General features: G+C 55.8%; 12 protein-coding genes. 6 read left to right on the plus strand and 6 right to left on the minus strand.

What is annotated here, in order from left to right; all coding sequences use genetic code 11:
• Nucleotides 1-124: 124 nt before the first annotated feature.
• The 5 genes from dnaK to ACIQW9_RS08625 all read right to left on the minus strand — a co-directional run bounded on the left by dnaK (nt 125) and on the right by ACIQW9_RS08625 (nt 7,049).
• Nucleotides 125-2,074, minus strand: a complete 1,950-nt coding sequence (gene dnaK, locus ACIQW9_RS08605; RefSeq protein ID WP_402335441.1) for a molecular chaperone DnaK — start codon at nt 2,072-2,074, stop codon at nt 125-127.
• A gap of 75 nt (nt 2,075-2,149) precedes the next feature.
• Complete coding sequence (grpE, locus tag ACIQW9_RS08610; RefSeq protein ID WP_402335444.1) at nt 2,150-2,686, minus strand: nucleotide exchange factor GrpE; 537 nt, start codon at nt 2,684-2,686, stop codon at nt 2,150-2,152.
• Nucleotides 2,687-3,143: 457 nt separating this feature from the next.
• On the minus strand, nt 3,144-4,250 hold the full coding sequence (gene hemH, locus ACIQW9_RS08615; protein WP_402335447.1) for a ferrochelatase: 1,107 nt from the start codon (nt 4,248-4,250) through the stop codon (nt 3,144-3,146).
• 92 nt (nt 4,251-4,342) lie between these two features.
• Complete coding sequence (gene recN, locus ACIQW9_RS08620) at nt 4,343-5,992, minus strand: DNA repair protein RecN (protein WP_402337952.1); 1,650 nt, start codon at nt 5,990-5,992, stop codon at nt 4,343-4,345.
• Between the two features lie 118 nt (nt 5,993-6,110).
• The gene (locus ACIQW9_RS08625; protein ID WP_402335450.1) at nt 6,111-7,049 is read right to left on the minus strand and encodes an NAD kinase; all 939 of its coding nucleotides are present in this window, start codon (nt 7,047-7,049) and stop codon (nt 6,111-6,113) included.
• Between the two features lie 88 nt (nt 7,050-7,137).
• Between ACIQW9_RS08625 and ACIQW9_RS08630 the strand changes: the two genes are divergently transcribed.
• Together ACIQW9_RS08630 and hrcA are read left to right on the plus strand one after the other, a co-directional pair.
• Complete coding sequence (locus tag ACIQW9_RS08630) at nt 7,138-7,842, plus strand: HAD family hydrolase (protein WP_402335453.1); 705 nt, start codon at nt 7,138-7,140, stop codon at nt 7,840-7,842.
• Between the two features lie 124 nt (nt 7,843-7,966).
• Complete coding sequence (hrcA, locus tag ACIQW9_RS08635; protein WP_402335456.1) at nt 7,967-8,995, plus strand: heat-inducible transcriptional repressor HrcA; 1,029 nt, start codon at nt 7,967-7,969, stop codon at nt 8,993-8,995.
• 86 nt (nt 8,996-9,081) lie between these two features.
• Here hrcA and fur read toward each other — a convergent pair whose 3' ends face one another.
• Entirely contained in the window at nt 9,082-9,504 is a 423-nt protein-coding gene (gene fur, locus ACIQW9_RS08640) for a ferric iron uptake transcriptional regulator (protein WP_011872035.1), read from the minus strand.
• Nucleotides 9,505-9,685: 181 nt separating this feature from the next.
• On the opposite strand from fur, the gene ACIQW9_RS08645 reads away from it, so the two are divergent.
• From ACIQW9_RS08645 to ACIQW9_RS08660, 4 genes are all read left to right on the plus strand, one after another.
• Nucleotides 9,686-10,243 carry an outer membrane protein assembly factor BamE gene (locus ACIQW9_RS08645; protein ID WP_402335459.1) on the plus strand — a complete coding sequence of 186 codons (558 nt, stop codon included), beginning with the start codon at nt 9,686-9,688 and terminating at the stop codon, nt 10,241-10,243.
• A 63-nt stretch (nt 10,244-10,306) separates the two neighbouring features.
• Nucleotides 10,307-11,113: a 4-hydroxy-tetrahydrodipicolinate reductase gene (dapB, locus tag ACIQW9_RS08650; RefSeq protein ID WP_402335462.1), complete on the plus strand. Its 807-nt coding sequence runs from the start codon at nt 10,307-10,309 to the stop codon at nt 11,111-11,113.
• Between the two features lie 51 nt (nt 11,114-11,164).
• Complete coding sequence (locus ACIQW9_RS08655) at nt 11,165-11,857, plus strand: MotA/TolQ/ExbB proton channel family protein (protein WP_402335465.1); 693 nt, start codon at nt 11,165-11,167, stop codon at nt 11,855-11,857.
• A gap of 10 nt (nt 11,858-11,867) precedes the next feature.
• The gene (locus tag ACIQW9_RS08660; protein WP_402335467.1) at nt 11,868-12,293 is read left to right on the plus strand and encodes an ExbD/TolR family protein; all 426 of its coding nucleotides are present in this window, start codon (nt 11,868-11,870) and stop codon (nt 12,291-12,293) included.
• Nucleotides 12,294-12,297: the final 4 nt, after the last annotated feature.

Raw genomic sequence — 12,297 nt, forward strand, 5'->3', positions numbered from 1 at the left:
TTTTCAACCTTAGACCCGGCGAGTCTTGCGACTTCAGACAATTACAAATCAATGCGCTTCGTTTAACTTTCGCGAAGCGTCAGGCAACTTGTGTACGAATAATCCAAGTCGCTTGACCAACAAATTACTTGTCTTTCACTTCCTTGAAGTCGGCGTCCACCACGTCGTCATGCTGCGCCTTGGCTTCAGCTTGACCATCGGCGCCTGCCGCATGTGCGTCACCCGCTGCTGCACCGGCAGCTTGCTGCGCCTGCATATCGGCATACATCTTTTCGCCGAGTTTTTGCGCAGCAGCCGACAAGGCTGCGGATTTTTCATCGATGGCGGCCTTGTCGCTGCCCTTCAATGCTTCTTCCAGCTCGGCAATGGCTGCTTCGATTTTTTCCTTCTCGCCGGCTTCCAGCTTGTCGCCGTATTCAGCCAGCGATTTGCGGGTCGAATGCACCAGTGCGTCGCCATGGTTGTGCGCTTCTGCGACTTCCTTCAAACGCTTGTCTTCTTCCGCATTGGCTTCGGCGTCCTGCACCATCTTTTGAATTTCTTCTTCGGTCAAACCGGAGTTTGCCTTGATGGTGATCTTGTTTTCCTTGCCGGTTGCCTTGTCTTTCGCGCCGACATGCAAGATGCCGTTGGCGTCGATGTCGAAGGTCACTTCAATCTGCGGCGTGCCACGTGCTGATGGTGGAATGCCTTCCAGATTGAATTCGCCCAAACCTTTATTACCGACGGCCATTTCACGTTCACCCTGGAACACCTTGATGGTTACCGCAGGCTGATTGTCGTCAGCGGTCGAGAACACCTGGCTGAACTTGGTCGGGATCGTGGTGTTTTTCTGAATCATCTTCGTCATCACGCCGCCCAGGGTTTCAATACCCAGCGACAGTGGCGTCACGTCGAGCAACAACAGATCTTTACGATCGCCGGACAGGACCGAACCTTGAATCGCTGCACCGACTGCAACCGCTTCATCCGGGTTGACGTCTTTGCGTGGCTCCTTGCCGAAGAATTCCTTTACCTTCTCTTGCACCTTAGGCATACGGGTCATACCGCCGACCAGAATGATGTCGTCGATGTCGGATACCTTGACGCCGGCATCCTTGATTGCGATGCCGAGCGGCACAAGGGTTTTGCTGATCAACTCTTCAACCAGCGATTCCAGTTTGGCACGCGTGATTTTCATCGTCAGATGGACAGGTGCGCCGTTCGCCATCGCGATGTACGGCTCATTGATTTCAGTTTGCTGCGACGATGACAATTCAATTTTCGCGCGTTCGGCCGATGCCTTGATGCGTTGCAGCGCAATCGCGTCTTTCGACAGATCGAGGCCATTGATTTTCTTGAATTCGTCGATGATGTAATCGATCACGCGTTGATCGAAATCTTCACCGCCAAGGAAGGTGTCGCCGTTGGTCGACAACACTTCAAATTGCATTTCACCGTCAACGTCTGCGATTTCGATAATCGAGATATCGAAGGTACCGCCGCCCAGGTCATACACGGCGATCTTGCGGTCGCCCTTGCCGGTTTTATCCAGGCCGAAGGCGAGTGCTGCCGCAGTCGGCTCGTTGATGATGCGCTTGACGTCCAGACCGGCAATGCGGCCGGCATCTTTAGTCGCCTGACGTTGCGCGTCGTTGAAGTAAGCTGGAACGGTAATGACCGCTTCCGTCACTTCTTCGCCGAGGTAGTCTTCAGCGGTTTTTTTCATCTTGCGCAGGGTTTCTGCAGAAATTTGCGGCGGCGCAAGTTTCTTGTCGCGCACTGAAATCCATGCGTCGCCATTATCGGCCTTGACGATTTGATACGGCATCATGCCGATATCCTTCTGCACTTCTTTTTCGTCGAATTTACGACCGATCAGACGCTTGACTGCGTACAGCGTGTTCTTCGGATTGGTCACTGCCTGGCGTTTGGCCGGTGCGCCAACCAGAATCTCGCCGTCTTCCTGATAGGCGATAACGGATGGCGTGGTACGCGCACCCTCTGAATTTTCGATGACCTTCGGTTTGCCACCTTCCATGATGGCTACACAGGAGTTGGTCGTGCCTAAATCGATACCGATTATTTTGCCCATGATGGTATTTCCCTTAAATGTCTGTTAACTAAGATTGGATGAAATCAATATGTGGCGTGAAACGATGCTTTCAAGTTATTTTTCTTGTGCAACCGTCACCAATGCCGGACGCAGCAGGCGGTCTGCAATCAGATAACCCTTTTGCAGCGTGCTGACGATGGTATTGGCTTCCTGATCGGCAGGAACCACTGAAATCGCCTGATGTTTCATAGGGTCCAGCTTGTCGCCCTGCTGCGGCTTGATTTCCAGCAGACGATTCTTTTCAAACGCGGCGCTCAATTGTTTGAGCGTCATTTCCACGCCTTCTTTCAGCGATGCGATCGATGGTGTGTCCACCTGCAAAGCCATTTCCAGGCTGTCCTTTACCGGCACCAGCGCTTCAGCAAAGCCTTCAATCGCAAACTTATGCGCGCGGGTCACATCTTCCTGCGCTCGACGGCGGAAATTTTCGTTTTCAGCCTTGGCACGCAGAAAGCTGTCCTGTAATTCCTGCACCTGCAGCTGGGATGCCGCGAGCTGCTCTTCCAGCGTAGGAACGATGGCCGTAGCGTCAACCGACGCCGGATCTTCCATCGCTGCCGCCTGCTCTGCGTATTTGTCCTGGTCTTGCATGAAAAAATCTCCAACAATCAATGGGTTATGACAAAAAATGCCAATGCGACACTCCACATGGGGTTATCCCACATTATTTCAAGGGGTATTACGGTGGAATTTGATGAATACGCGAAACGCGCATGATATCGCCGTTGCACGCCCATTGCGAGGCCGTTGTTACAAAAATCAATGTTCCATGGGATGGCATTTTACGCCGCTTGGACTACGCTGTAGATAAACAGCGGTCTGATTCCGTCGGCGTTGTCTACAGGAGCTCATCGTGAACCTGCCCCTTATCTACATCGCTCTCATTACCTATGCCACGCTTGCCGTTGCCCTCATCTGCTATACAGAACTGTAAGAGGCACAGGTAATATTTTTCGCCATTCCTGCAACAAGAAATTTGCCAGGTAGAGCTTTACATAAGCTCTACTATCTGCGAATTCTGTGCCCGGCCAGAGTCGCCCACCCTTCCTTATTGCTGCGCTCCCAGACGTTGCGCCTCCGCCAGCGAAATACGCGCCTCTTCATTGCGCTCTTCATGCAAGGCCGGCGACAGGATGGTCGGCCAGCCTATCATGTGCAACTCTGCGATTTGCGCCAGCGCCTTGATCCATGCATCGTTTTCATTCAAGCACGCGATATAGTTGAAATCCTGGCCGCCCGCCTGCAGAAAATCACGACGCACTTCAATGCCGATTTCTTCCAGCGTTTCCAGACAATCGCTGGTAAAGCCGGGGCACAGCACATCCACCCGTTTAACGCCACTTTTTGCCAGCTTCTGCAAGGTCGGCGCCGTGTACGGCTGCAACCATTCCGCCTTGCCGAAACGCGACTGGAAAGTCACCACGTATTGATCCTCGGTCAAATCCAGCTCCTTGGCCAGCAGCCGCGCAGTCTTGTGACATTCACAATGATACGGGTCGCCCAACAGCAAGCTGCGCTTCGGCACACCGTGAAAACTCATCACTAATTTATCCGGACGCCCAGCCATATCCCAGTGAGCAAGCACTGACTTTTGCAAGGCGCGAATATAAGACTCATGATCGTGATAATGCTTGACGAAACGCAGTTCGGGCACATTGCGTTCCTGTGCATAGTGCTTGAATACCGCATCGAAAATCGAGGCCGTAGTCGTACCCGAATATTGCGGATAGGCCGGCAACACCAGGATGCGGTCGCAACCGTCAGCCTTCAACTTGCGCAAGACTTCCGGCACCGACGGGCTGCCGTAACGCATCGCATATTCGACCCGGACTTCATGGCCACGCGCGCCCAGATAACCGGTCAGCAATTTGGCCTGTTTTTCCGTATGCACGCGCAAGGGCGAACCCTCATTGCTCCAGATAGCCGCATATTTTTTGGCCGACTTTCCGGAGCGAAACGGCAGGATGATCAATTTGAGTATGAACCACCAGATCACACGCGGAATTTCAACCACGCGTGGATCGGACAGGAATTCATTCAGGTAAGCACGTACCGCAGAAGTCGTCGGCGCATCGGGTGTACCGAGATTGACCAGCAAGACAGCGGTTTTCGGCAGGCTGCCATGGGTGTACGGTGGTTCGGTATGAAATGACATGGCGCTTTAAATATGAATATTCTGAATATGAGTAATCGATGGGATAGCGAAAAGTTGAGCGACCGGCCGAGTCTTTGCTCAGCCCGGCTTGCTCAGCTTGCGAGCAATTCGCGTGCGTGCGTGCGCGTGGTTGCGGTGATTTCCAGCCCGCCCAGCATGCGGGCAATTTCTTCCACCCGCGCATGATCGTCCAGCGCTGCGATGGACGAGGCGGTTTTGCCATTGTTGCTTTGCTTGCTGACCTGAAAATGCTGATTGGCCTGGCTCGCCACTTGCGGCAAATGCGTGACGCATAAAACCTGTCTGTCCTGTCCCAGGCGGCGCAGCAGTCGGCCGACTACTTCCGCCACCCCGCCGCCGATGCCGCTATCGACTTCATCGAAAATCAGCGTAGGCGTTGCCGTGGCGCTGGATGTGATCACGGAAATCGCCAGTGCAATGCGCGCCAGTTCGCCGCCCGATGCCACCTTGGCCAGCGGCCGCGGCGTGGTGCCGGCATGCGCGGCGACCATGAATTCGATTTGTTCCACACCATAGGACGCCGGCTCGCACGGCTGCAAGGCGATGGCGAATTTGCCGCCGGTCATGCTGAGTTCCTGCATGGCGACCGTGACGGCATCGCCCAGCGCCTTGGCAGCCTTGCTGCGCGCCTTCGATAATTTTTGCGTCGCTGCCATGTAGGCGGCCTGCAGTTTTTCTTCCTGCACGCGCAAGGCATCCAGATCGCTGGCATCGGCCAGCTGCTTCAATTGCGCGGACAGCGTTTCCAGTTCCTGCGGCAAATCGTCCGCCGCCACACGAAATTTGCGTGAAGCGGAATGGATGTTTTCCAGACGCGTTTCTACTTCACGCAAACGCGCCGGATCGAGTTCGACCCGGCTCAGATAATCGTTAAGCGCGTACACCGCTTCCTGCAATTGAATCCGCGCTGGTTCCAGCGCATCCAGCACCGGCTGCAAACCGGCATCCAGATCGACCAGCTTGCCGATACGGATATTGAGCGAGGACAGTTGCGACAGCATGGGTGCCGTCTCGGCGTCGGAAATCAGCGTCAGCGCATCCTGCGCACCTTCAATCAAACTGGCGGCGTGCGACAGGCGGCTGTGTTCATTGGTGATGTCAGCCCATTCGCCCGGTTTGACCGAGAGTTTTTCCAGTTCGCCGACCTGCCATTCCAGGCGCTCGCGTTCCAGCAAGACGTTCTTGGCATTTGTTTCGAATTCTTCGCGTTGTCGCGCCAGGGCGCGCCAGGTTTTATAGGCGCCGGCTACGGCTTTGACTTCTTCCTGCAAGCCCGCCTGGTTATCCAGTAGCACGCGCTGCATGTCCTGCTTCAATAGCGACTGATGCGCATGCTGGCCATGAATATCGACCAGTTTTTCACCCAGTTCGCGCAGTTGGGTGGCGGTGGCAGCAATGCCGTTGATGAAGGCTTTCGAGCGACCGGCATTGTCGATCACGCGACGCAGCAAGGCGCCGCCTTCTTCGTTGGTGAATTCATTTTCTGCCAGCCAGGCATCAAGTTCTGTGCTGGCGGAAAATTCGGCCGTGATATCTGCCTTGGCCGCACCTTCGCGCACCACGCTGGCATCGCCACGCCCACCCAGCGCCAGTGCCAGTGCATCGATCAAAATCGATTTGCCAGCACCCGTTTCGCCGGTAAATACCGAGAAGCCGGATGAAAATTCAAGTTCGATGGCATCGACGATCACGAAATCGCGAATGGAAAGCGTGCGCAGCATGTGGTTGGAATCTTCCCGTTGGTTCGGCTGTGCTGCATGGCCCGGCACAGCAGCGAGCGGCACATCAGAGTATTCAATTAAATCGGCGCATACGCCCCGGCATACTCAATCGGCAGCCTTATTTTAACCGGCCCTGCACCGATGGATATTCGTTCCAGTGCAGTTTTTCGCGCAACGTATCGTAATAACTCCAGCCCTCGGGATGCAGAAAGGTAACCGCATGGTCGGATCTTTTGACGATAATGCGATCGCCGTGCAGCAGACGCGCCACCGATTGCATATCGAAGTTGACGTTGCTATCGCGCCCGCCTACCACTTCGATCACGATTTCACTTGCATCCGGCACCACGATAGGGCGATTCGACAAGGCATGCGGCGCAATCGGCACCAGCACGATGCCCGACAGGCTGGGATGCAGCAAAGGACCGCCAGCAGAGAGAGAGTACGCCGTAGAACCGGTAGGCGTAGCAACGATCAAGCCGTCCGAACGCTGGTTGTACATGAAGTGGCCGTCGACGTGCACACACAATTCGACCATGCCTGAACCCGAGCCGCGCGACAATACGACATCGTTGAAAGCCAGCGTGTGATGCATGACAGCGCCGTTACGCGTCAGCGTGCCCTGCAGCAGGCTGCGCTTTTCGGAAGAGACCTTGCCGTTGAGCATATCCTGCAGCACCGGCATCATGTCTTCCAGCGAGATATCGGTCATGAAACCGAGCCGCCCCTGATTGATGCCGATCAACGGTATCTTGTGTGGTGCCAACTGACGTGCAATGCCGAGCATGGTGCCGTCGCCGCCGACGATGATCGCTACATCGGCCAGTTCGCCGATCTGCGCCAGATCCAGCGCTTCATAGCTGCCGAGACTAAAGCGCTCGGCAGTTTGCGAACCGAACACCACGCGGCGCCCCGTCTTGGCCAGCGCTTCGGCTATCTGCGTCAATGACTGGGTAATATCGTCCACTGAATGCACAGTCTCGCTGGGTTTTTGCTTGGCAAAAATCGCGATGGTTTGAAAAGACGAGGCGGTGTAGGAGTGTGAGGTCGGCAACATGCTGCAGATTAGACCATAATTCCTCTTTCTCTTGCACTATGCGATGCAGCATCCGCGCGAATAATTTTGTCCGCCTTATATTTCCTTTATGCCCACCCCTGCCTATCCTTCCCCCATCAAAGCCGTCCTCTTCGATCTGGACGACACGCTGTGGCCACTGGCGCCGACGCTGCTCAAGGCCGAGGCTGTGCTGTACGACTGGCTGGCACTGCACATTCCCGGCGTAACCCGGCGTTTCAGCAATGCGGAATTGCGCGAGCTACGCATGGAATTGTTGCCTACCGATCCGCAATATCAATTCAATGTATGGGCCCTGCGCCATGCCGCCCTGACGCACGCTTGCCGCCTGAGCAGTGAAAACCATGAACTGGTCGATCAGGCGATGGCCGTATTTTCCGAGGCACGCAATGCAGTGACTCCGTTCGACGATGTGGTGCCGGGACTGGCGCGCCTGAACGAGCGCTTTATGGTGGGCTCGGTTTCCAACGGTTTTGCCGATCTGTCGGCCATCGGCATCTCCCGGCATTTTCAATACTCGATCGCCGCCCATCAATTTGGCAGCGCCAAGCCACATCCGGAGATTTTTCTCGCCGCCTGCGACGCGCTCTCGATTGCCCCGCACGAAGCGGTCTATGTCGGCGACGATCCGCTGCTGGATATTCAGGGTGCGCAAAACGCCGGTCTGCAAGCGGTGTGGATGAATCGTTTTCAGCGCACCCTGCCGGAACATATCGTGCCGGCCGCCAGCGTTACCACACTGCATGAACTCGATGCATGGCTGAAACGCGCATAATGGCAGCATGACCATGTGCGACAAGGAATATCAGCCGCCCGCATGTAAATGCCGGCAAACGGTTCACATCGTGTAGGCTGCAAGCTTGCCGCCTGACGCCGCCACTCATTACAATACGCATACCATGCAACTCGATAACCGCGCACAAACACTGCTGAAAGCTCTGGTCGAACGCTATATAGCGGACGGCCAGCCGGTCGGTTCGCGCGAGCTTTCCAAGATTTCCGGCCTAGATCTGTCGCCGGCGACGATACGCAACATCATGGCCGACCTGGAAGAAATGGGCTTCGTCGCCAGCCCGCACACTTCCGCCGGCCGCGTGCCGACGCCGCGCGGCTATCGCGTATTTGTCGATACGCTGCTGACCGTACAAGCGATAGACGAAAGCGCGCTGGAATCCAAGCTGCAAGCCACGCTGCAAACCGGCTCCCAGCACAAAATCATTGCCAATGCGGCAGGCATTCTGTCCTCGCTATCCGAATTTGCCGGCATCGTGATTACGCCGCGGCGCGAATCGGTGTTCCAGCAAATCGACTTCTTGCGGCTGTCGGAAAAACGCATACTGCTGGTCATCGTCGGCCCGGGCGGCGACGTGCAGAACCGGCTCTTGCTGACCGATGTCGATTACTCGCCGGCGCAATTGGTGCAGGCTGCGAACTACATCAACCAGAATTACGGCGGCCTGAGTTTCGACGATGTAAGAATACGTTTGCAAGGCGAATTGAAGGCTTTGCGCGACGACATGACGCGCCTGATGCAAGCTGCGGTGGAAGCAGGCAGCGATGCGATGAACGACAATAGCGACGACTTGGTGATTTCCGGCGAGCGCAATCTGCTCAGCGTCAGCGATCTGTCCTCGAACATGGTCTCGCTGCGCAAACTGTTCGACCTGTTTGAACAGAAAACCAGTCTGATGCAATTGCTGGACGTCTCCAACAAGGCGACTGGCGTACAGATCTTCATCGGCGGCGAATCGAATCTGGTGCCCATGGATCAGATGAGCATAGTGACGGCGCCGTACACCGTCAACGGCAAGGTGGTCGGCACGCTGGGCGTGATCGGCCCCACGCGCATGGCATACGAGCGGGTCATTCCGATTGTCGACATTACCGCCAAGCTGCTGTCGAACGCACTCAGCCATACGCATGGTTAAAGCAGCATCCTTGCCATGATCGGGATATAAAAAAGCACGCGTCCCTTGCCGGAGGCGTGCTTTTTACCATGCGATGCACGCTGCTCTTATTTGATTTTCCGGCAATCCTTGCAATGACCATAAAGCGCCAGAGCGTGATCGGATATTTCAAATCCGCGTTCCTGCGCAATTTTTTCCTGACGCTTTTCGATTTCAGCATCGAAAAATTCTTCTACCTTGCCGCAAGTCAGGCACACCAGATGGTCATGATGCGAGCCTTCGTTGAGTTCAAAAACGGCCTTGCCGGTTTCAAAGTGATTGCGATGCAGCAAGCCGGCTTGTTCAAACTGGGTCAGCACGCGATATACGGTGGCCAGACCGACGTCGAGATTGTCCGCCAATAGCATCTTGTAGACATCTTCAGCACTCAAATGGCGCACTTCGGCAGTCTGAAAAATATCAAGGATTTTCAGCCGCGGCAGCGTGGCTTTCAGGCCGCTGGCTTTTAGTTCGCATGGATTGTTGGTCATGTTCTTGCTCAGTTAAAGGATATCTGCCTTATCATATAGCGTTTTCGTAAAATTGCTCAATCCCTTGAGATTCCCTATGCAAAAGTTGCCATCCCGTTTTTATCGTGCCTCAGCTGTCACTGGTTCATTTTGTTTAATACTGGCAACGCTCGTCACGGGTTGTGCATCGAAAAATCCCTTGATGGACGACGCGGCTCCAGTCGCAGCGAAGGCTAAACCGGCCAAACCAATCGCAGCAACGCCCGCCCCGACTCAGGCAGAACAAGCAATCTCCGCCGCCTCGGTGGCAGCAGAGGCACCGCCAGCCGCAACGCCTTCCACTGCAGTCGCTGAGCCGGCTGCTACTGAAACGCCAGTCGCCGCTCCGGTCGCCACGAGCGGCGCAACCGGCGTGCAAACCAAACGCACCAATCGCTTCCTCGGTATTTTCCGTCCTTACCGCCCGGACATCCAGCAAGGCAATTTTGTCTCGCAGGAAATGGTCGCTCAGTTGAAGGAAGGCATGACGCAGGATCAGGTGATTTTCCTGCTCGGCACACCCCTGCTGAACGACCTGTTCCACGCCGACCGCTGGGATTATGCCTTCCGCCTGCAAAAGGGCAACGGCGAGATCACGACCAGCCGCGTGACCGTTTTCTTCAAGGACAAGCTGGTATCGCATTTTGAAGGCGGCGATTTGCCGACTGAAAAAGATTATCTGGATCGTATTTCCGACAAGGCCAAGGAAGCCGGCAAGTAAGGTTTCCCGCACTCGCTACCAGGCGAATTTTTCACAGAACATTTTTTACCGAGTCTTTCAAGCATGAATCAAATGAAAATCGCAGTCGCCGGTGCATCCGGCCGCATGGGTCACATGTTGATCGAGGCCATTCTGAATGCTGCCGATGCAACGCTATCCGGCGCACTGGATATCGCCGCATCGCCGGCGATCGGCATCGACGCGGCCGCATTTCTGGGCAAACCGTCCGGCGTACTGATCGAATCCGATCTGGCCAAAGGCCTGGCAAATGCCGACTTTCTGATCGACTTTACACGTCCGGAAGGAACGCTGAAGCATCTTGAGTACTGCGCTGCGCACGGTATCAAGATGATCATAGGCACCACCGGCTTCGATGCAGCAGGCAAGGCAGCAATCGCCGCCGCTGCAGAAAAAACCGCCATCATGTTTGCACCGAATATGAGTGTCGGCGTCAACGTCACGATGAAGTTACTGGAGATGGCCGCCAAGAATTTTTCCGAAGGCTACGACATCGAAATCATCGAAGCGCATCATCGCAACAAGGTCGACGCACCGTCCGGCACCGCGATCAAGATGGGCGAAGTGATTGCCGGTGCGCTGGGTAAGGAACTGAACGATGTTGCCGTGTGGGCGCGCGAAGGCGTGACCGGTGCACGCGATCCGTCATCTATCGGCTTTGCCACCGTGCGTGGCGGCGACATCATCGGCGACCACACGGTATTGTTTGCCGGCGACGGTGAACGCATCGAAATTTCGCACAAATCGTCGAGCCGCGTGTCGTATGCGCACGGCAGCCTGCGTGCGGCACGTTTCCTGGCCGACAAGAAAACCGGCTTGTACGACATGCAGGATGTGCTCGGTTTGCGCTAGACGCAGGCTGGCAACCGATCAATCGCAACCTGACTTATCCAGATCGAAAACATGAACTCCACAGTCGCAGAGCAAGGATTGGGTTTGTCGCATTACTGGGCGCAGGGCGATGCGGTGTCGCACGCGGTCGCTTATGCGCTGTTGATCATGTCGATACTCAGCTGGTATTACATCCTGTCCAAAGGCTGGAGCGCATGGCGCATCCGCCGCAGCGCCGCAGCGCTGGAAAATTTCTGGCAGGCGCCAACGCTGCCTGACGCCATCGCCGCCATCCGACTGGCCGATAGCGAAAACGTCTATACGCCGCTGGCCGCGCAAAGCGCCGAGGCCGCCAACATCAAGCCGCACGCCAATTCACTCAACGCCAATACCGATCCAGGCGAATTGATTACGCGCACCCTGCGTCAGGAAATCAATCGCGTCTCGTCCCGCCTCGAAAACGGCCTGACGCTGCTGGCCTCGGTAGGTTCCACCGCACCCTTCATCGGCCTGTTCGGCACCGTGTGGGGGATTTACCATGCGCTGGTGGCGGTTTCCGCATCCGGCACCGTGCAAATCGACAAGGTTGCCGGCCCGGTCGGCGAAGCCCTGATCATGACGGCGCTCGGTCTGGCAGTGGCGATTCCGGCCGTGCTGGCCTATAACGCATTCACGCGCGTCAATCGCATCACGCTGGCCGAACTGGATGCATTTGCGCACGATTTGCACGCCTACCTGACGACCGGTACGCGCGTCGGAAAATAAGAGAGCAAAAATGGCATTCGGCGGATTCAGCGACAACAAACAGCCTGCACCGATGGCGGATATCAACGTCACACCCATGGTGGACGTGATGCTGGTGCTGCTGGTGATCTTCATCATCACCGCACCGTTGTTTACCCATGCAATCAAGCTCGATTTGCCGAGTGCGCAATCGGCGCCGGCGCCGACCGAGCCGACCACCATTTCGCTCTCCATCAATGGCGAAGGTGCGATTTTCTGGAACAACGATGCCGTCACCCAGGACGAACTGACGAGCAGATTTTCCATTGCCGCCAAACAGCAGCCACAACCGCAATTGCAACTGCGCGCCGACAAGGGTACCCGCTATGAAGTCATTGCGCAGGTGATGGCGGCAGCGCAAGGCAATGGCTTGACCAAACTGGGCTTCGTCACCGACGTGCCGCCCGCACACAAGTAGATAT

It is taken from the genome of Herminiimonas sp. NPDC097707 (assembly GCF_044761395.1).
In the GTDB taxonomy this organism is placed as follows: Bacteria; Pseudomonadota; Gammaproteobacteria; order Burkholderiales; family Burkholderiaceae_D; genus Oxalicibacterium.